The organism is Mycobacterium decipiens (assembly GCF_963853665.1).
GTDB lineage: Bacteria > Actinomycetota > Actinomycetes > Mycobacteriales > Mycobacteriaceae > Mycobacterium > Mycobacterium decipiens.
Window position 1 is genome coordinate 4,300,327 of sequence record NZ_OY970459.1, and the last position, 19,876, is coordinate 4,320,202.

A 19,876-nucleotide genomic window follows, 5' to 3' on the forward strand; every position below is an offset into this window, starting at 1 on the left:
CCTCGGCGTGAGAAGGAGGCGGTCACCGCCGTCGGGTTGCGACGAACCGGATCATCGCCGCGATCAGGTTGATCGCGGCGACCACGATGATCAGGGTCAGCGCCGCGCCCCAGACGCGCAGGAAACCGGCGCGCTCGGGATTGGTGAGTTCGGTGTAGATCAGCAACGGCAGCGAGGCCATGTTGCCGTGGAAGATGTCCAGGTTGATGGAGTGGCTGTACCCGACCAACACCAGAACCGGTGCGGTTTCGCCAATGACACGCGCGATCGACAGCAGGACGCCGGATACGATGCCCGGCATCGCGATCGGGATAACGATCCGCACGATCGTCTTCCATTTCGGAACACCCAACGCGTAGCTGGCTTCTCGAAGTTCATCGGGCACCAACCGGAGCATCTCCTCGCCTGCCCGAACCACCACCGGCAGCATCAGCAGGACCAACGCCAACGCCACGGCGAATGCGCTCTGCTGAAATCCCAGGGTGGCGATCCACAGGCTGAAGACGAACAACGCCGCCACGATCGAGGGCACGCCGGCAAGCACGTCGACCATGAACGTAGTCACCCGCGCCATTCGGCCAGTGCCGTACTCCACCAGGTAAACCGCGGTCATTAAGCCCAGCGGCACGGCCAGCACGGCGGCCACCCCGGCCTGCACCAGCGTGCCGTACAGTGCGTGATACACCCCACCGGCCAATTGCTCTGGCAGCACACCGCGCAATGAGTGGGTCCACCAGCCCGACCGGGTGATGGCGAACCAGCCGCGTGCAATTACCACCCAAAGCAGCCAGACCAACGGTATCAACGCGACGACAAACGAGGTGAAGAAAAGCATTGTCGCGGCGCTGTTCTCGATCCGCCGGCGCAGGCTGAGCGAACGAAACATCATCGTCTTGACCGGCCGGTCCAGCGCCTCGGAGCTCGTCGGGGGGCTCATCCGTTGACCTTCCCGCCTGCGATCGCGCGAGCGGCCGCGTTGACCAGGAACGTCAGCACGAATAGCGCAAATCCTGCCGAAATATAGGCTCCGGTCGGCAGCGGTTCGCTGAATTCTGAAGCCGCGGAAGCGATCTTGGAAGCGAAGGTGTAACCGCCATCGAACAACGACCAGTTCCCCGGCTGGGCGGCCGAGCGCAGGATGATCAGCACAGCCACGGTTTCGCCCAGAGCCCGGCCCAAACCCAGCATGGACGCCGCGACGACCCCGCTTCGACCGAACGGCAGCACTGTCATGCGCACCACCTCCCATTTCGTCGCACCCAGCGCCTGGGCCGCTTCGATCTGGATCAGCGGGGTCTGCCGGAACACTTCTCGCGATATCGATGTGACGATCGGCAGGATCATCACCGAGAGCACGATGCCCGCGGTAAAGATCGTGCCGCCGCCGGCCAACGAAACGTTGCCCTGTTTGAACAGGAACAACCAGCCCAGGTTGCGGTTGAGAAACCTCGCGATCGGCTCCAGCTTGGGCGCCAGCACAAAGATCCCCCACAACCCGAAGATGATCGACGGCACCGCGGCCAGCAGATCTACCATCGCGCCGAACGGACGCGACAGCCGCTTCGGCGCATATTGGGTGATGAATACCGCGACCCCGACGGCCACCGGCACGGCCAAAGCCAGAGCGGTTATCGAACTTAGTACCGTGACCATGAACAAGTCACGGATCCCGAACGCCAACCGCTCATCGTCGGACGTGTCGAATTGGGCGCTGGTGAAGAAGTTGACGTGGTTCGCGCTCAACGACGGTATCGCGCGGACCAACAGGAATATCGCTATCAGCAGGATCGCGATGACGATCGTCGAACCGGCAGCCGACGCTGCCAACTTGAATAGCCACTCCCCCCGCCGTGCGGCACGCGTATTGACTGCCACTAGCGCAGGCTTTGCCAGCGGGTCCGTGACCACGTCGACCTCAGATCAGGCGATCGCGTTGACCGCAGTCGACAGTCTCGACTTGAAGTCGTCCGGAATCGGGATATATCCGTTGTCCGCCAAGCCATTCTGACCGGCGCCGATCGTACTCTGCAAGAACGCCTTCACCGCGGTGCCAACCTGGGAGTCAGGATATTTCGAGCAGACGACTTCATACGTCGCGAGCACGATCGGGTAGGAGCCGGGACGCTTCGGCCGGTAGAACGAGTCCGTGTCGAGCACCAGGTCGTTGCCCTGACCGGAGATGGTGGCCCCGGCAATCGTCTGGCCGACCGAGTCGACACTGATCGCCACCGGATCCGGACCCGCCGACGTGATGATCTTGGCCATGGTCAGGCGCTGCGCCTGGGCGAACGACCACTCGTTGTAGGTAATCGACCCTTGGGTGTTCCTGATGGCCGCGGACGTTCCATCGTTGCCCCTGGCCCCCTCGCCGACGCCGCCCTGGAACGACTTGCCGGCGCCCTTGTCCCACGCACCGTTGGACGCGGCCGCTAGGTACCTCTGGAAGTTGTCCGTGGTCCCCGATTCGTCGCTGCGGAACACCACATGAATCTGCTCACCTGGCAGCGTGAAGTCCCGGTTCAGCGCCTGGATGGCGGGATGGTTCCACTGCGTGATGGAGCCTTTGAAGATCTTCGCCAACGTGGGACCGTCCAGATTCAGCGAGGTAACGGTGTTGAGGTTGAAGGTAACCGCGATCGGGCCGAACACCACCGGCAGGTTCCACGCCGGTGAGCCGCACCGCTGCTGCGCCGCTGCGGCCTCGTCCTTGCTCAGCGGGACGTCAGAGCCACCGAAATCGGTTTGGTTGCCATTGAATTCGCTGATCCCCGCACCCGAACCATTGGCCGTGTAGTTGAGGGTCTGACCGGGGCAGGCCTGCTCGAACACATTGATAAACCGGGTCATCGCGTTGGCCTGGGCCGTCGACCCGCTGGCTTTGAGCGTCTTCTTCCCCCCGCAACTGACCTTCGTCGACGCCTGGCCCGTCGTCGCACCTCCCCCGGCCACGTTGCTGTCACTGCCACACGCCGACAACGCCAGTGCGCCAGTAGCCAGGACACTCAGCGCGGCGCCAAATCGGTTGAGTTTCAATTCAGTTCCTAACGGTAGAGATGAAACATGCTCGCCGCCGCCCGTAAGCCGCGGCGTCGCCAACCCGCCGTCCTCCTCGCAGCCTTGAGGTTACATCAGCAACAAGTAACCATACCGTTACATTTCGGCGCCACTGTGACAAACTAGAACCTGTTGCAGTAAAGCCCCACCCGGACGGGAGGACACTGCCGTTTCGGCTGACAACTGAAGCGAGGCCGCAGTGATCCTGGACATGTTCCGTCTCGACGACAAGGTCGCCGTCATCACCGGCGGCGGCCGGGGCATCGGCGCAGCCATCGCGTTCGCCTTCGCCGAGGCCGGCGCGGATGTCGTCATCGCGTCGCGAACCCAATCCGAACTTGACGCCGTCGCCGAGCCGATCCGCGCCATCGGGCGCCGAGCACACGTCGTTGCCGCGGATCTGGCCCATCCCGAGGCGACCGCACAGCTGGCCGGTGCGGCGGTCGAGGCCTTCGGGAAGCTGGACATCGTCGTCAATAACGTCGGCGGCACCATGCCGAACACGCTGCTGACCACCTCGACCAAAGACCTCAAGGACGCGTTTACCTTCAATGTCGGCACCGCGCACGCGCTGACCGTCGCGGCGGTGCCATTGATGCTCGAACACTCCGGGGGCGGCAACGTGATCAACATCAGCTCCGTCATGGGCCGGCTGGCCGGACGTGGTTTCGCCGCCTACGGCACCGCCAAAGCCGCGCTGGCTCATTACACCCGGCTGGCCGCGCTGGACCTGTGCCCGCGCATCCGGGTCAACGCGATCGCACCGGGGGCCATCACCACCTCGGCGCTGGAAGTGGTGGCCTCCAACGACGAGCTGCGCGCATCGATGGAACGGGCGACACCGATGCGCCGCCTCGGTGATCCCGTCGACATCGCAGCCGCGGCAGTGTATTTAGCATCTCCAGCCGGCGGCTTCCTGACCGGCAAAACATTGGAGGTCGATGGCGGCCTCACCTGCCCAAATCTCGACCTTCGGATTCCGGACCTGTGAATCGTGGCCACCACTAAGGAGCCAGTCATGGCCATACCCGTCATCCAACTGGGCACCGGCAACGTCGGCGTGCACTCGCTACGGGCGCTCATCACCAATCCGGAGTTCGAGCTCACCGGAGTCTGGGTATCGTCGGCCGCCAAAGCCGGCAAGGATGCGGCGGAGCTTGCCGGACTAGCGGATTCGACAGGTGTTAAGGCCAGCACCGATCTGGACGCGGTGCTCGCCACCGGGCCGCGCTGTGCCGTGTACAACGCGATGGCCGACAATCGGCTGCCCGAGGCCCTGGAAGACTACCGCCGCGTCCTGGCGGCAGGGGTCAATATCGTCGGCAGCGGCCCTGTTTTTTTGCAGTATCCGTGGCAGGTGATCCCCGAGGAGCTGATCAAGCCTTTGGAAGACGCCGCGCGCGAAGGCAATTCAAGTCTGTACGTCAACGGCATCGATCCGGGTTTCGCCAACGACCTGTTGCCGATGGTATTGGCCGGCACCTGTCAGAGTGTCCAGCAGGTGCGTTGCATGGAGATAGTCGACTACGCGACCTATGACAGCGCGGTGGTCATGTTCGAATTGATGGGCTTCGGAAAGCCGATGGACGAGATCCCGATGCTGCTGCAAACCGGTGTGCTAAGCCTGGCCTGGGGATCGGTGGTCCACCAACTCGCTGCGGGCCTTGGCATTTCGCTGGACGAAGTCACCGAGACGTATGTGCGGGAGCCGGCGCCGGAGGCCTTCGACATCGCGTCGGGTCACATTTCCAAGGGCAGCGCCGCCGCGCTGCGCTTCGAGGTGCGCGGGATGGTCGGCGGCACACCTGCCGTCGTGCTGGAACACGTCACCCGGTTACGCGCGGACCTGTGTCCGTCGTGGTCGCAGCCCGCCCAGCCCGGCGGCTCTTACCGGATCGACGTCACCGGCGAACCCTCTTACACCATGGACGTCTGCCTGCGCAGCCGACGGGGCGACCACAACCACGCCGGACTGGTCGCGACCGCGATGCGGATCGTCAACGCCATCCCAGCCGTCGTTGCCGCGGAGCCCGGCATCCGGACAACACTGGACCTACCCCTGGTCACCGGCCGGGGGCGGTACGCTCCGGCCTGACAACCGAGGCCATCATCCGGCGCCCGGCAGCAACTACGACAGGCAGGTGGGTATGACCACGACTTCTGACGGCGGCGTTGTGACGCCGCCGCGATTTGACGGCTTGCGCGCGCTGTTCATCAACACGACACTGAAGCGCTCGCCAGAGGTCAGCCATACCGATGGCCTCATTCAACGCAGCTCGGGGATCATGCGTGAACACGGCGTGGTGGTCGACACTTTGCGCGCTGTCGACCATGACATAGCGACCGGCGTATGGCCGGACATGGCCGAACACGGTTGGGCGACCGACGAATGGCCCGCCCTGTATCAGCGTGTCCTCGATGCGCACATTCTGGTGCTGTGCGGGCCGATCTGGCTGGGGGACAACAGCTCGGTGATGAAGCGGGTGATCGAGCGGCTCTACGCGTGTTCGAGCCTGCTCAACGAGGATGGGCAGTACGCCTACTACGGCCGCGTCGGTGGTTGCCTCATCACCGGAAACGAAGACGGCGTCAAGCACTGCGCGATGAATGTGCTCTACAGCCTGCAGCACCTGGGATACACCATCCCGCCGCAGGCTGACGCGGGTTGGATCGGTGCAGCCGGTCCGGGACCGTCCTACCTCGACCCCGGTTCTGGCGGTCCGGAGAACGACTTCACCAACCGCAACACCACGTTCATGACCTTCAACTTGATGCACATCGCGCAGCTGTTGAACGCTGCCGGCGGTATTCCGGCCTACGGGAACCAACGCACCAAATGGGACGCGGGCTGCCGTCCCGACTTCGCCAACCCTGACTATCGGTAGCCAACGGGGCCCTGGGGAGCCGGGCAACTTGCGGCCACCGAATTTCGGTTAACCTCACTTTTTTATTCGGTAATGGATCGAGAGTCGGTGAGTTGGCGCACGACACCCTAACTTCGGTGAAAACGAGCTGGTATCTGCTCGGGCCGGCTTTCGTCGCGGCGATCGCCTATGTCGACCCCGGGAACGTAGCGGCCAACGTCAGCTCCGGCGCACAGTTCGGCTACCTGCTGTTGTGGGTCATCGTCGCAGCTAATGTGATGGCCGGCCTGGTGCAGTATCTCTCGGCGAAGCTCGGGTTGGTGACCGGACGCTCACTGCCGGAGGCAATCGGGGCGCGGATGGGACGCCCGGCCCGGCTGGCCTTCTGGGTGCAGGCCGAGATCGTCGCGATGGCAACCGATGTGGCCGAGGTGATCGGTGGAGCCATCGCGTTGCAGATCATGTTCAACGTGCCACTGCCGGTCGGCGGGATCATCACCGGCGTGGTCTCGTTGCTGCTGCTGACGGTCCAGGACCGGCGCGGTCAGCGCCTGTTCGAGTACGTCATCACCGCGTTACTGCTGGTGATCGCCATCGGCTTCACCGCCAGTTTCTTCGTCGTGACACCGCCCCCCAATGCCGTCCTCGCCGGTTTGGTACCGCACTTTCAGGGAACCGAGAGCGTACTTTTGGCCGCCGCGATCCTGGGGGCCACCGTCATGCCGCACGCCGTGTACCTGCATTCAGGTCTCGCGCGCGACCGGCACGGACATCCCGCTCCGGGTCCGTTGCGGCGACGATTGCTGCGCGTCACCCGCTGGGACGTCGGCCTGGCGATGGTGATCGCCGGCGGGGTAAACGCGGCGATGCTGCTGGTTGCCGCGCTGAACATGCGGGGTCGCGGGGACACCGCGTCGATCGAGGGCGCCTACCATGCCGTGCACGACACGTTGGGGGCGACGATCGCGGTGCTATTCGCGGTCGGATTGCTGGCCTCCGGCCTGGCGTCGTCGTCGGTGGGTGCCTATGCCGGCGCCATGATCATGCAGGGATTGCTGCACTGGAAGGTGCCCATGGGCCTACGGCGCCTGATCACGCTGTGCCCCGCCGTGACGATACTGATGCTGGACTTCGACCCCACCCGCACCTTGGTGCTCTCGCAGGTGGTGCTCTCCTTCGGTATTCCGTTCGCGATACTTCCGCTGGTCAGACTCACCAGCAACCCGGCGGTGATGGCGGGCGACACCAACCATCGCGCCACCACATCTGTTGGCTGGGTGGTCGCGGTGCTGGTTAGTCTGCTCAACGTGGGGCTGATCTATCTGACGGTGGCCGGCTGAATGCCGGACCAGCGGCATCCCTACTTCGCATACGGGTCCAACCTGTGCGCCCGGCAGATGACGTCGCGTTGTCCTGACGCCGGTGATCCGCGGCCCGCCGTGCTCAGCGACCATGACTGGCTGATCAACCAGCGCGGTGTGGCCACCGTCGAGCCGTTCGCCGGCAATCAGGTGCACGGAGTGCTATGGCAGATCTCGGACCACGACCTGGCCACATTGGACAGCGCCGAGGGCGTGCCGGTGCGCTACCGGCGGGAACGGCTGACCGTGCACACCGACGACGGACCGTCGCCGGCCTGGGTCTACATCGACCACCGGGTGACCCCCGGCCCGCCGCGGCCGGGCTATCTGCCGCGCGTCATCGACGGCGCCGTACACCACGGGCTGCCGCAACGCTGGATCGAGTTTCTGCATCGGTGGGATCCCGCGCAGTGGCCCCGACCGGTGTTACCGCCAGCACGGACCGGACCTGCGCCACAGTCACTTTCGGAGTTGTTGAACGAACCCGGCATGATCGAGTCCTGCCAACTGCGGTCCCGGTTCGGCTTCCTTGCCATACACGGCGGCGGCCTCGAACAGGTGACCGATCTGATCGCCGAACGCGCCGCCGAGGCCGCAGGCGCTTCGGTGTACCTGCTGCGGCATCCGGACAACTACCCGCACCACCTGCCGTCGGCCCGGTTCGACCCCGCGGAATCGGCCCGCCTCGCCGAGTTCGTCGACCACGTCGACGTCGCCGTCTCGCTGCACGGCTACGGCCGCATCGGGCGCAGCACCGAGCTGTTGGCCGGAGGCCGTAACCGCACGCTCGCCGCCCATCTCGCCCAGCACATCCGGCTGCCCGGCTATCAGGTCGTCACCGATCTCACTGCCATCCCGCAGGAGCTACGGGGCCTGCATCCAGACAATCCGGTCAACCGGGTCCGCGACGGCGGGGCCCAGCTGGAACTGTCGGTTCGCGTCCGGGGCCTCGGCCCACGCAGCACCCTCACCGGCGACGACGGCTTGTCACCGGTCACCACCACCCTGATTCGGGGCCTGGTGGCTGCGGCCCGATCCTGGTAGCCGTCCGACGATTCGTGAACGGAGGTGGCTGGTGGCCAAGGACTTTCGCTTCGGGGTCAGCGTCCGCTTCATCAGGTCGCGCGCTGCGCTTGAGGCAACGGCGAAGCGGGCGCAGGACCTCGGATACGACATTCTTTGCGTGCCTGACCATCTCGGCGCGGCGGCACCGTTTCCGCTGCTCACCGCGGCCGCCCAGGCCACCACGACCATCCGAGTGAGCAGCTATGTGCTCAATTGCGGCTTCTACCAACCGGCTCTGCTCAGCCGAGACATCGCTGCGGTGGACATGCTCAGTGACGGGCGGCTCGAAATGGGCCTCGGCACCGGCTACGTCCGGGCGGAGTTCGAGGCCGCCGAGCTGCCGTACCCGAGCGCCGGACGGCGAGTCGACCACCTCGAGCGTATGGCGACCTACCTGAGAGCACGTCACCCGACGGTGCCGCTCCTTATCGCGGGCAACGGCGATCGGGTGTTGACGCTGGCCGCTCGGCACGCCGACGTCATCGGGCTGACCGGCGCCAAGGTAGGCGACGTCGCCGATCCGCTGGCCGAACGTGTCGAGTTCGTCCGCGGCGCCGCCGGCGACAGGTTTGCCTCGCTCGAACTGAACCTGGCAATCACCGCGGTGCCGGCCAAGGGCGCCAGCATCCCCGACCTGTCGTTGACCCGCAGGTATGCGCCGGAGGCGTCCGACGAAGAGTTGCTGGCCATGCCAACGGTGCTCAGCGGGTCGCCGCCAGAGCTGGCCGACGCGTTGTCCGGATATCGGGAGAGGTACGGGCTGACATCCTTCACGGTGCAGGACCGCCACCTCGAGAACTTCGCGACGGTGATCGCAAGGTTGCGGTGACCGATCGCTGCCAGCGGAAGTTCAGTAGCTCCCCCGGTAAGCTCAGCCCGACCGCCCTCGTAGCTCAGGGGATAGAGCACGGCTCTCCTAAAGCCGGTGTCGCAGGTTCGAATCCTGCCGGGGGCACCGTGTGATGTCTCAAGACATCGGAATAGGTCCGAACCTGCGTTAGGGTCGGGCCTTCTTCCGTTTGGGGCCTTTGGGGGCACCGGTGGGTTGGTAGTCCTTGGTGGGGTCCAGTGTTAGCTCGCGCAGCAGCTCGCCGGTGGCGGCGTTGATGATGCGGACGTGTAGGTCCTGGACGAGGATCAGCACGCGGGTGCCGGTGTAGGTTCGCCCCACGCCGAGGTGGTGCAGCCGGCCGGCGACGCGCAAGGTGATGCCGCCGGCTTGGTCGATGCGGTCGGTGCGGACCCGGTTGTGGGTGTCGGTGCGGGTTGCTGGATCGGCTTTGGGTCGGGCGGTGTAGGCGGTGGCGGGGGTGGTCCGATGGGGTAGGGAGCGGTGGGGGCGGCGATGGTTGTAGACCTCGACGAAGGCGTCGAGCTGGGGCTGCAGGTCGGCGATGGTGTCGGCTTTGGGTTGTTTGGTCAGGAACCGTTTGAGGGTTTGGTGGAAGCGTTCCACCTTGCCGCAGGTGGTGGGGTGGTTGGGGGTGGAGTTGATTTGGGTGATTCCGAGGCGGCGGAGTTCATTTTCTAAGCCGTTGCGTCCGCCTTTGCCGCCGGAGAGGCGGGTGGTGAAGACCATGCCGTTGTCGGTCAATGTGGAGGCCGGGATGCCGTGGGCGGCACAGGCTTTGCGGAACTCGGAGAGCACGATGGGGCCGGTGACGCGGCGGTGGGCGGTCACCGACAGGGCGTAGCGGGCGTGGTCATCGAGCCAGTTGAGGATCTCCACGTGGGTGCGATCGGCCAGCCACCAGTGGGTGAAGTCGGCCTGCCAGCGTTCGTTGGGCTGCTCGGCGGCAAACCGGATGTAGGAGGACTTGGGCCGCCGTTGTGGTGTGGGGGTGATCAGCCCGGCTGCGCGCAGATGCCGGTGGATGCTGGGCACCGACACGATCAGTCCGTGATGATGTTGCAGGTGCCAGGCGATGGTGTGCGGGCCATGGTCGAGCCCTTTGCTGGACAGGTCCTGGCGGAGTTTGATGATCAGGTCGATGGTCTGCTGGGGCAGCCGGGCCGGGCTGGTATGCGGCCGGCGCGAGCGGGGTTGGAAGGCGGCCTCGCCCTCCTGCTGGTAGCGGGACACCAGACGCGAGATCCAGCCCTGCGAAACCCCGTATTCGCGGGCCACCTCCGATTGGCTGCGGCCCTCGACGATGACAGCGGTGATGACTAAGCGAGCCTTCGACACCAGCTGACGCTGGGCCGCTCAACCTATTCCGATGTCTTGCGACACGCTATTCGTATGTCTTGAAACCAGACACTGCCGGGGGCACCGATGTGGTGTATGACCTCGGGTGATGCTTGACATTTTGTCTTCGGGTGATGCCTGACAGTGTTTCGGCTGATGCTTGACAGTTGCTTCGGTTGATGCTTGACCTCCCTGGATGAGGGAGTTGAGCGTGGCTGAGCAGCGGTATCAGGCCGTGATGTCGGTGAACGCCGATGGTTTGTCGATTTCGCAGGTTGCCGAGAAGACGGGGGTGTCGCGCCAGACGCTGCATGCCTGGTTGGCGCGGTATGAGGCCGCGGGCCTGCAGGGTTTGGTGGATCGGTCGCATCGACCGGTGTCGTGTCCGCATCAGATGCCGGCGCGGGTCGAGGCCGAGCTGTTGGAGTTGCGCCGGTCGCGACCGTATTGGGGCCGCGGCGACTGGTGTTCGAACTATCCAAACGCAAGGTGGCGCCGGTGCCGTCGGAATCGGCCGTTTATCGGGCTTTGGTCGGGCGGCGATGATCGACTCGACTGGTCGGGATCGGCGCTCGCGCAAGTGGAAACGCTGGGAGCGTGGGGCGCCGATGGAGTTGTGGCAGATGGACATCGTCGGGGGTTTTCCGCTGGCCGATAGCACCAGCGCCAAGGCCTTGACCGGGATTGATGATCATTCCCGGATGTGTGTCTGTGCGCGGTTGATGGCCCGCGAACGCAGCCGGGCGGTCTGTGACGGGCTGCGGGCGGCGTTGGCCACCTACGGTGCACCGGAGCAGATCTTGACCGATAACGGCAAGGTGTTCACCGGTCGGTTCGACCACCCGGTGGTGGAAGTGCTTTTCGATGCGATCTGCCGCGAGAACGGGATCGAGCATTTGTTGACCCAGCCGCGCAGTCCGACCACGACGGGCAAGATCGAGCGGTTCCATCGCAGTCTGCGCGCGGAGTTCCTCAGTGACCGAGCGCCTTTCGTCACCCTGAAGGCGGCTCAGCAGGCCCTGGATGAGTGGGTGACCGACTACAACACCGCTCGCCCGCATCAGTCCTTGCAGATGGCCACTCCCGCGCAACGGTTCAGCGCCGGTCCGCCGGCCTCACCGCCGTCGACCTCACCGGTGGCTGGTGGCGCTCGCACCGGCACCGACTGGGTCAGCCGCCGGGTGTGCAGTAACGGTGTGGTCTGCGTGTCCTGGCAGCAGGTCAGCATCGGCCGCCACTACGCCGGGGCGCGTTGCGACGTCCACGTTGACGGTGAGCTGTTGCGCTTTTGGATCGGCGATGATCTGGTCAAAACCGCCGCGCGGACCAGCCGCGGCGAGGCACGAAACAAACGGGCCGCCCGCACCAGCGGAACGTCCTAACCACTAACGCACGAGTGTCAAGGATCGGGCAAAGGCCCATTCGTCGGCCAGGGTTCGGTGGAAGCGCTCGACTTTGCCGTTAGTTCGGGGGCGGTAGGGTTGAGTGCACCTTACCTCAGCGACCAGCAGCGCTGCCAGGAGTACCCGCGCTGGCTGCACGCCTACAATCACCACCGCGGCCACACAGCACTCGACGGAACCACCCACCAGCCGCGTACCGGGTCCCGAAACGCCACCACGCCAGGGGACTTACCCACGAGATGTTCCGATTAACCCAACAGCGCCCCGGGCCGAACTGCAGTCGCACGCGAACACGATGAGCGTCGGCTTCATCAACCGTAGTGCCTCGCGATGGTCCGCGGGCTCACGCCGAGGAACCATGCGGAGACGCAAACGAGGTTGCGCGTCGAGCGGCGTAGGTAGCCGTCGTGCCGATAGCGCGCAGCGGAAGTGACCGCCACGTGATCGAGCGCTACGAGTCGCGCGCGGCCGAGGCGACGGACGATGTCTACGTCCTCCATCAGCACGATCGGGCGATAGCCGCCGACCAAATCATAGAGCGTGCGTGACATGAGTAGGCCCTGGTCACCATAGGGCAGCCCCAGCCGCCGGCAACGCCATGCCACCACGCGCTCAAGCCGCCGTGCCGCCGGCGCGTCGTCGTCGAGGGCGAAATGGAAATAGCCGGCACTCAGGCGGTCCTCGCGTCCGGCCATGAAGCGGTCGGCGACGGCGCGCCAGCCGGGCGCGAGTTGCGTGTCGGCGTGCACGAAGAGCAGCCAGTCACCCCGCGCGGCGGCAGCGCCCACAGCGAGCTGGAGCCCGCGTCCCGTCGGCGCCGCGACGATCCGCGCCCCCTGCCCAGCCGCGAGCACCACCGTGCCGTCCGTGGAACCGCCGTCGGCGATCACGATCTCGTCTGCGTCTTGTGCCAGCGCCGCGAGAGTCGCGGGCAGCGTCGCGGCGGCGCACAGCGTCGGGATCACAACGCTGAGCATGGCGATATGATAAAACGTTGCGGTCCGCGGTTATGGGAGTTCAGACGGTGTGTGAAGCGGACCGGATCTGATGCACATTTCGTTACGTGCGATCGGGGCAGGTTTCGGCCTGGAGTTGATCGTAGTAGTCGGCTTCGGCTTGCGCGGGTGGGCGTAGGTAGTCCCAGCCGGTGCACATGAGTCGTTGGTGGTTGAACCACCCACCCGTGCACTGGTGATGTCTCCCAGGTCAGCGAGGGTGCTGATCGGGTCCGCGGCGAGACGGGCTGTCGTCGCGGACGCACTCGGTTTTGTAGAGTCCTATGGTGGTTTCCGCATAGGACGTTACCTGCCCGCTGTGTTAGCCGAACGACTCACCACGGCCCATCCCGATGTGCTGCGCGAGCTGCTTGTTGAGTGTCCTGCGTGAGCGCGGCAGGCACGGTCTGCCGTGCACGCAACCGTATCGACAGCCGTTCAACCCTCAGCTGTGTCTGCTGGCCTACGGATACATCTACGTCAACAAGGGCGCGATCACCCAGCAACTCGACCAACGAATCCGTTGTCGTCTACGCCGCGATCACGGCATCATGGAAACCCGCAGAACCTCGTGCGAAACCCCGTACGGCGTATACTGCTCCGCGGGACATGACCTTAAGGGCAGGACGGCTTAGCCGGGTACCGTGCGAAGGGCATGAAATGCTGGGGGATCTCTACGATCGGGCGCTTGGCGGCGAGCACTGTTGGATCCGTTATGACGACGGCGAGGTGCGGGTACTGCCGACGCGCCGATGGTTGGGCGGTCGAGCCTCCGACGAGTCCTTCGATGAGGCGGTCGCGGGTCTGTGCAGCGGGCCCACCCTCGAGTTGGGGTGCGGACCCGGGCGGCTGGTGGCGCGCCTGGTCCGACGGGGCATACCCGCGCTGGGTATCGACCGGTCCGCGGCGGCGGTCCGGCTCGCCGGTCGCGCCGGTGCGCCGGTGCTGCTGGGTGACGTGTTTGAGTCGCTACCTGGCGTGGGGCACTGGCAGACGGTGTTGCTGATCGACGGAAACATCGGGCTCGGCGGAGACCCGTTGCGGATTCTGGGCCGCGCCGCCGAGTTGTTGAATCGCGGCGGGCGTTGTGTAGCCGAGTTCGACGCCGAAGCCATCGGAGTCCGCTCCCGCTGGGTGCGCCTGGAGCTGGCGTCCGAAGTCGGTCCGTGGTTTCGCTGGGCATCGGTGGGGGCGGACAGCGCCCCCATACTGGCCGCCCAGGCCGGCCTCAGGCTCACCAGCGTCCGAATGATCGGCGGTCAGGTTCTCGCGAGCCTGACCGCCCGAGGAGCGACTACAGATTTCCCGCCGGACTTTGGCGCACGCTGGAAGCGATATCGGCCGCCGCACCCCGACGCACGGTGGGAACCCGACGCCGAGCGGTGGGCGCCAAACCTTCGGTTGGATGCCGGACTTGGATCAAGGCCCCAGGCCGGAACCTGCTTAGTTGGGGTTAATTCGCGGCGTCGTCGATCGCCAGAGCTGTCCGAGTCCTACGATTCCAGGCCTAAACCTGAATCCACCGATGAATCCGGTTGGTCATCGGTGTCGTAGTGAGGAAAGCGCCCTCTGAGCTCGGATTGATTGTGTTCCTTACGCAACAATCTGGGATAGCGCCCTGGGAGTGGTGAACTTCGGATCTGGCGTGACTCACGCTATTGTGATCAACGAGTCATGTTGAACGCTAGGTGATTTGGTGTGGTTTGTCCAGTGCTGCCGCGGTGTGTTTGGCAGCGATGACCGTGCGTAATTCCTCCAAGGAGACATCAGAAAGGTAGCGGCGGGTAACCTGCCATTCGTCGTGCGCCTCGATGACCACCGCAGTGGCCAGCCGTAAAAATGCCGCCGGGTTGGGGAAGATCTCCACGACATCGGCGCGGCGCTTGATCTCCTTGTTCAACCGTTCGATGGGGTTGTTCGACCAGATCTTCTGCCAATGCGCGCGGGAACGCGGTGAAGGCCAACACGTCGGTCTTGGCCTGGCTCATCATGTCGGCTACCTTCGGGAAGCTGCCCGCCAGCGTGTCGGCAACGCGGTCCCACTGCGCGGCGACCTCGGCGGGGTCGGTGTGCGCGAAGATAGTCTTGACCGCCGCCGCATGCTTGGCGGCGACCGCGGTGTGTAGGTTGCGCATGAAATGCCCGCCACCACTGCCAGGAAGATCCGCTGAACTGCTGTGCCACAGCAGCTTTCAAACCGGCGTGGGCAACAGAGATCACCAGATGAACCCCCGAGAGTCCACGTGCTTTCAGCAAGGCCAGGAATTCGCGCCAGAACTCGTAGGACTCGCTGTCCCCGACGGCGGTGCCCAGCACTTCGCGGGTGCCGTCGATGGACATCCCGGTGGCCACCACCAGGGCCTGGGAGACCACGTGGGCCCCGATCTCTTTGTCCAGGCCGGCGCAGATGCGTGACACCTCGGATTTGGACACCCCGGCCTGGACGCCCATCGCAGTGACCAGGTCATCGACGCTGCGAGTCGATACGCCGTGGACGTAGGCCTCCATGATCACCGCATGCAGCGCCCTATCGATGCGGCGGCGCCGTTCCAACAGTGACGGGAAGAACGACCCGGCCCGCAGCTTAGGGATCTGTACCTCTACATCACCTGAGGTAGTCGACACCGTTGTGGTCGGTGCCCGTTGCGGTGCACAGCACGGCCCTCGGTGCGCGGAGCATCCAGTGCTCGACCGGCGGCCGATCGACCTCCTCGACGACCCGCTGTCCTACCCGCGAATCCGCAGCGCTGCGACCGCTGCTCGTGCCATGACGGCATGAGGCTCACGGTCTTTCGACACGCATCGTACGACTCGCCGTGGTGGGCATTCCCCAGCTCGCGGGCCGGCCGTTTCCACCGCGCCAAAAGCGATATCGTCCAGTACCTAGTCTTCATCCGCTGGGCCCCGCGGCCGAGATGCTTCGCCACCACCTCGGCCCGAACGGCAATCCAGACGACGTTGTCCCAAATCTGTGGACGGCGGTCTTCGAGGTGAACGACCCCGCGCGGGTCGACTTCGACGACTGCGCCAAATACGGGCTGACCCCAGACGAACTCGTCGGCGACGACTACACCCCTACGCAGGCCTTGGCCGATAGCGTGCGAGGCACCGGAGCCACCGCAATGATCGTGCCATCGGCCGCGTTGCCCGGGACCCACAACCTAATCCTGTTCGGCGTCCGAGTCCTCAATCCATTCTTGAGCACACCCCTGACGCCTGAAGAGATCCCAACCAGTCACGTTAGCGACGCGGCGCGTTCCCCGGCTGAGGTCGTACCGCACGTCCGCTGGTTCGGCGCTCCGCACAAGTCGGCCGAGCAGTGGAAGACCATGGGCAGCTACGACCCTTTTGACGATCCGAGCGCTACGCGCTGCTAGACAACACCGCCGACTGGCAAAGGGTCGGCCCCCACACCGCCGGGTCTGCCACTCATGGGTTACCCGTTTGTCGGTTGAACACCGGCGGGCGCTTCTCCAGGAATGCCATCAGCCCCTCGCGGGCATCGTCCGACCCCATGGTTGCGTGGATGGCCCGGCGCTCCGCGGCGAGCAGATCCTGAAGCGTGCGGCGCTCGCAGTCATAAAGAGCTTCCAACATGGCCCGAACGGCGAGCGCCGGTTGCCTCGCCAGCTCGAGGGCGAGCTGCGTCGCTCGATCTTTCAGCTCGTTGAGCGGCCACACCTCGTCGACAAGACCGATAGCATGCGCCTCCGGCCCGCTCAAGGTCTTCGCTCGCAGGATCATGTCGAGGGCGTGCTGGCGCCCGATGGTCTTGGACAGCCGAGCGGACCCTCCCCAGGCAGGTGTCGCACCTAGGTGCATCTCCGGCAGGCCGATCGACGCGCCGTCCGCGGCGGCGAGCCGGAACGTGCAGCCAAGCGGGAGTTCGAGGCCGGCACCGAGACAATTCCCGAACAGCGTGGCGACGGAGGGCTTGCCCATCGTTTCGATGCGCGCGATGAGGTCGAGGCGTCGGTCGAAGAACGCGTCGATGCTGCCCGCGGCCTGGATGCCCTTAGGCAACTCCTTGAGATTCATGCCGACCGAGAAGTTGTCGAGTCCGTCGGCCGTGATGACGAAGGCCCGGACCTGGTCATCGGCGGCGATGTCGTCGATAACCGCACTGAGCCGCTCAACATAGGCAAGGCTCATTCGGTTCAGGGGCGCGTCCGTGTTGGTAACGACGGCCACACCACCGTCGAACTTCTCATACCGAAGCGATTCATCCACAGCGGTGCGAGTCTACCTGAGTTAGTTGAGTCTCTGTCAGCCAATGGTGCGTCATCTCAACGATGTTGTGTTTCCTACGCTTTCGTTCAGACTAGTACCAAAGCCATCATCGCCCAACGGATCCGGTGGCGCGGTGACCGTCAGGGCGCCCGTGTCGGGGTGCACCTCGTAGGCACCGCCATCGACATCGCGGACGGCGATGAGCCCGGATAGTGTCGCGGAGATGTCGTGGCGTTGCCTGTTTCCGGCCGCAACCACGTCGGGGACCGTGACGTGCAGCAGCCTCGGTGTGGCGGCCAGGTCGAAGTGGAACGCTTTGGTCATCGCATAACATGCCACGACCATGACGATTGAGAACGGCAGGGCCGTGGCGATAGAAGCGGTTCGCAGCGCGGTCAGCGACCCTGCGCCGCCGATCAGTAGCAAAACCGCGGCCGCCACCCCCTCCAGCACCGCCCAGTAGACCCGGGTCAGCTTTGGTGGGTCCAGCTCGCCACCCGCTGACAAGATGTCGATGACCAACGAACCAGAGTCCGACGACGTGACGAAAAAGAACACAATCACCACCACCGCGAGAACGCTGGTAATGACCCCGATGGGCAGACCGTCGAGCAATCGGAAAAGCGATGTGTTGGCGTCCACGGCTCCGCCGACGAGCATGTCGCCGTCGTTGCGTTGTCGCAACAGCGCCGAATCACCGAAGATGGTGAACCACAGCGAGGCGATCACGGTGGGAACCAGCAGCACGGCGCCGATGAACTCCCGGATCGTCCGCCCCCGCGAGATCCGCGCGATAAACATCCCGACAAACGGAGCCCAGCTGATCCACCAGCCCCAGTAGAAGATGGTCCAGTCACCGAGCCAGTCATCGTGAGAGAACGGCGCGGTGCGCAGCATGAATTGCGGAAGCGATTGGACGTAGCCGCCCAAGTTCTGCACCCACGACTGCAGCAAGAAAAGTGTTGGCCCAAGCACTAACACGAACAGGGCCAGTGCGCCGGCCAGCGCCAAGTTGATGTTCGACAGCCATTTCAAACCCCTACTGACTCCACTGACCACCGACGCCGTCGCGGTGGCGGTAATGACGGTGATCATGCCGACCATCCACCAGTTGTCCACCCTGATCCAGCCGAGATATTCCAGACCGGAGGCGATCTGGATGATGCCGAAGCCCAACGAGGTGGCGACACCGAAGAGCGTTCCGACGATTGCGATGACGTCGACGGCGTGCCCCAATACGCCCTCAACGCGGCGCCGCCCCAGGACCGGCTCCAACAGCCAACGCACCGATAGCGGGCGGCCCCGCCGATAGGTCATGTACGCCATACCGAGGCCAACCACCACGTAAATCGCCCAGGCGTGCAACCCCCAGTGGAACACTGTCAGCGCCATCGCCTGGTTGGCCGCGGCATCGGTGAGCGGGGGCACACCACGCAACTGCGGTGGACGCGCGTAGTGGCTGAGCGGCTCGGCCACCCCGTAAAAGACCAAGCCGATACCCATACCGGCGCTGAACAGCATAGCCAACCAGGCCCAAAAGCCGAACTCGGGTAGCTCGTCGTCGCTGCCAAGCCGGATGGTGCCGATCTGGGAAATACCGCAGTACAGCGCAAACACCACAAACGCTGTGGCAACCAGGATGTACCACCACCCGACACCGTCCGTGATCGCGGCGTTCAGCCGGACGAACGCGTTCTCGGCAGTGCGCGAGTACACGACCGAAACGACGATCATGGCGATGATCACCACTGAAGCCGGAACAAAAACCGCGGGCTTAATGCTGCGCCAGGCCTGGACAACAGCGTTCGTGCTACCACGATCTTTCTCGGACATATCAGTCAACGCCATCACACTCCTTTCTCACCGCGTCCTCGTCACGGGCACGGCGTCGCCGTTTCTGTCTAACACGGATCGGCAGCAACCACCTTGCGTACCGAACTCGTCTATGCCGAGCAGCAAACCAACGTCAGCCAAACACAGGCAAACACCGCTGCGTTATGACGGACAACGCTCATCTCAGGTAACAAACAGGTCAAGTAGGCGCAGAGCAGGTTGGCGAAATTGCGCGCCAGCGCGACTGGGCGTGGGTCGGATTCGTTGGATGGGTTTCGATCAGGCGGGCTCCCACCGGGAAGTCGGTGAGCCGGCCACGGCGAGGTAGCGGCGACGAGGACATCGGCCGGCGCCGGGAACGCCCAGCCTATCCCGCTGTCGCTCATTCCAGTTTCGGCCGGAATGCTGAATCGTGGTTGTCGACAAGATTCTTCGAATATCACTGCCCGGCAACCTTATTCGATCACCCATCTCAGCACCGCCTACGCGAGACCGGTTGCCAAGTTGGCCACAGATGTTTGTCAACCGCTGCGGATGGCAATGCCCCTGGAAGGCAGGCGTATCGGCCGGCCTATACGCCTGCCTAGGTTCCGTCGGTTCAGCCCGAGAGCCGACGGAACCGCCCTACTTGGCCGCTGCGGCCCACCTGCGGTTCTAACGGAACGGATGCGTCGGGAAACCTGTGCGGGCGCGGTTTCGACCGCATTGAGCCTTCCGCGGCGGCCAAATTCTGCATGCCATCGAGCTTGACCAGCAACCCGAAGAAGTACGCTGTGGTTACAGTGGGCTTCCTGCCACGGTCCTCAAGACACAAAGAAGTCTAATTCCGTTATAAAGCAGACATTTCCGTGGTTATGTAGAAGACGTCGGCCGATCAGATGAG

The 19,876-nt window shown here is 64.6% G+C and carries 13 protein-coding genes, 1 tRNA gene and 7 pseudogenes; 11 read left to right on the forward strand and 10 right to left on the reverse strand.

The window, feature by feature from the left end:
* Positions 1-22 precede the first annotated feature (22 nt).
* Genes pstA through pstS form a run of 3 tightly spaced genes read right to left on the reverse strand, consistent with a single transcriptional unit; the run spans position 23 to position 3,033 of the window.
* Positions 23-937 (reverse strand): phosphate ABC transporter permease PstA, encoded by a 915-nt coding sequence (pstA, locus tag AADZ55_RS19000; protein ID WP_085324997.1) that lies wholly within the window; start codon positions 935-937, stop codon positions 23-25.
* Positions 934-1,908 carry a phosphate ABC transporter permease subunit PstC gene (gene pstC, locus AADZ55_RS19005; protein WP_085324996.1) on the reverse strand — a complete coding sequence of 325 codons (975 nt, stop codon included), beginning with the start codon at positions 1,906-1,908 and terminating at the stop codon, positions 934-936. The genes pstA and pstC overlap by 4 nt, the downstream gene beginning before the upstream one ends.
* Positions 1,909-1,920: 12 nt before the next feature.
* Positions 1,921-3,033, reverse strand: a complete 1,113-nt coding sequence (pstS, locus tag AADZ55_RS19010; protein ID WP_085324995.1) for a phosphate ABC transporter substrate-binding protein PstS — start codon at positions 3,031-3,033, stop codon at positions 1,921-1,923.
* A gap of 220 nt (positions 3,034-3,253) precedes the next feature.
* On the opposite strand from pstS, the gene AADZ55_RS19015 reads away from it, so the two are divergent.
* The 7 genes and pseudogenes from AADZ55_RS19015 (at position 3,254) to AADZ55_RS19045 (ending at position 9,299) form a co-directional block, all read left to right on the forward strand.
* Positions 3,254-4,045, forward strand: a complete 792-nt coding sequence (locus tag AADZ55_RS19015; protein ID WP_085324994.1) for an SDR family oxidoreductase — start codon at positions 3,254-3,256, stop codon at positions 4,043-4,045.
* 27 nt (positions 4,046-4,072) lie between these two features.
* Complete coding sequence (locus tag AADZ55_RS19020; protein WP_085324993.1) at positions 4,073-5,149, forward strand: diacylglycerol kinase; 1,077 nt, start codon at positions 4,073-4,075, stop codon at positions 5,147-5,149.
* A 52-nt stretch (positions 5,150-5,201) separates the two neighbouring features.
* On the forward strand, positions 5,202-5,939 hold the full coding sequence (locus AADZ55_RS19025; RefSeq protein WP_085324992.1) for a flavodoxin family protein: 738 nt from the start codon (positions 5,202-5,204) through the stop codon (positions 5,937-5,939).
* A gap of 30 nt (positions 5,940-5,969) precedes the next feature.
* Positions 5,970-7,258, forward strand: a pseudogene (locus tag AADZ55_RS19030) (Nramp family divalent metal transporter); the annotation flags it as partial.
* Positions 7,259-8,323, forward strand: a complete 1,065-nt coding sequence (locus AADZ55_RS19035) for a poly-gamma-glutamate hydrolase family protein (RefSeq protein ID WP_085324990.1) — start codon at positions 7,259-7,261, stop codon at positions 8,321-8,323.
* Positions 8,324-8,354: 31 nt separating this feature from the next.
* Entirely contained in the window at positions 8,355-9,173 is an 819-nt protein-coding gene (locus AADZ55_RS19040; protein WP_085324989.1) for a TIGR03621 family F420-dependent LLM class oxidoreductase, read from the forward strand.
* Between the two features lie 53 nt (positions 9,174-9,226).
* Positions 9,227-9,299 (forward strand) — tRNA-Arg (locus AADZ55_RS19045).
* Positions 9,300-9,341: 42 nt separating this feature from the next.
* Here AADZ55_RS19045 and AADZ55_RS19050 read toward each other — a convergent pair.
* Positions 9,342-10,532, reverse strand: a complete 1,191-nt coding sequence (locus tag AADZ55_RS19050; RefSeq protein ID WP_341286227.1) for an IS481 family transposase — start codon at positions 10,530-10,532, stop codon at positions 9,342-9,344.
* Between the two features lie 196 nt (positions 10,533-10,728).
* Here AADZ55_RS19050 and AADZ55_RS19055 point away from each other — a divergent pair.
* Positions 10,729-11,914: pseudogene (locus AADZ55_RS19055) on the forward strand (IS481 family transposase).
* Positions 11,915-11,929: 15 nt separating this feature from the next.
* Here the strand turns inward: AADZ55_RS19055 and AADZ55_RS19060 are convergent.
* Positions 11,930-12,025, reverse strand: a pseudogene (locus tag AADZ55_RS19060) (integrase core domain-containing protein); the annotation flags it as partial.
* On the opposite strand from AADZ55_RS19060, the pseudogene AADZ55_RS19065 reads away from it, so the two are divergent.
* A pseudogene (locus AADZ55_RS19065) lies at positions 12,026-12,134 on the forward strand (IS481 family transposase); the annotation flags it as partial. It abuts the pseudogene before it with no gap.
* 112 nt (positions 12,135-12,246) lie between these two features.
* On the opposite strand, the gene AADZ55_RS19070 reads toward AADZ55_RS19065, so the two are convergent.
* The gene (locus AADZ55_RS19070; RefSeq protein WP_085326440.1) at positions 12,247-12,912 is read right to left on the reverse strand and encodes a TIGR04283 family arsenosugar biosynthesis glycosyltransferase; all 666 of its coding nucleotides are present in this window, start codon (positions 12,910-12,912) and stop codon (positions 12,247-12,249) included.
* A gap of 82 nt (positions 12,913-12,994) precedes the next feature.
* A pseudogene (locus AADZ55_RS23625) lies at positions 12,995-13,225 on the reverse strand (hypothetical protein); the annotation flags it as partial.
* Between the two features lie 365 nt (positions 13,226-13,590).
* Here AADZ55_RS23625 and AADZ55_RS19075 point away from each other — a divergent pair.
* Positions 13,591-14,214, forward strand: a pseudogene (locus AADZ55_RS19075) (SAM-dependent methyltransferase); the annotation flags it as partial.
* A 400-nt stretch (positions 14,215-14,614) separates the two neighbouring features.
* Here AADZ55_RS19075 and AADZ55_RS19080 read toward each other — a convergent pair.
* Positions 14,615-15,602, reverse strand: a pseudogene (locus tag AADZ55_RS19080) (IS256 family transposase); the annotation flags it as partial.
* Between the two features lie 243 nt (positions 15,603-15,845).
* Between AADZ55_RS19080 and AADZ55_RS19085 the strand changes: the two are divergent.
* Positions 15,846-16,307 (forward strand): RES family NAD+ phosphorylase, encoded by a 462-nt coding sequence (locus tag AADZ55_RS19085; RefSeq protein ID WP_085326441.1) that lies wholly within the window; start codon positions 15,846-15,848, stop codon positions 16,305-16,307.
* 52 nt (positions 16,308-16,359) lie between these two features.
* Here AADZ55_RS19085 and AADZ55_RS19090 read toward each other — a convergent pair whose 3' ends face one another.
* Together AADZ55_RS19090 and AADZ55_RS19095 are read right to left on the reverse strand one after the other, a co-directional pair.
* Entirely contained in the window at positions 16,360-17,160 is an 801-nt protein-coding gene (locus AADZ55_RS19090) for an enoyl-CoA hydratase/isomerase family protein (protein ID WP_085326442.1), read from the reverse strand.
* 51 nt (positions 17,161-17,211) lie between these two features.
* Positions 17,212-18,993, reverse strand: a complete 1,782-nt coding sequence (locus AADZ55_RS19095; RefSeq protein WP_085326443.1) for a BCCT family transporter — start codon at positions 18,991-18,993, stop codon at positions 17,212-17,214.
* Between the last annotated feature and the right edge of the window lie 883 nt (positions 18,994-19,876).